The organism is Staphylococcus sp. HMSC070D05, assembly GCF_001815595.1.
GTDB lineage: Bacteria > Bacillota > Bacilli > Staphylococcales > Staphylococcaceae > Staphylococcus > Staphylococcus hominis.
The window spans coordinates 133,309-133,618 of sequence record NZ_KV821161.1; positions in this window are offsets into that span (position 1 = coordinate 133,309).

Consider the following 310-nt stretch of genomic DNA (forward strand, 5'->3'; position numbering starts at 1 on the left):
TCTATCAAAATGAAAACTATATTCTAATAAAATTAGAGCATCCTTCACTTTTACGGTGAGGGATGCTCCTATTATTTATTTTTTTATTGTTACTATTGATATATTTATTCTTAATAGAATCAAATGTGAGAATTTTATAGGTTTCATAGTAAAAGTAATAAATCAAGAATAACAAGAAAATGAGAATTAGTATGTGATGAATTGTTAAAATAAAGTGTTCACAGTGAATGATGACTTATTGGTTATTTATATTTATAATGCAAATATATAAGAAAATTTTGGGAGTGGAATTATGAAACTAAGAGCATTA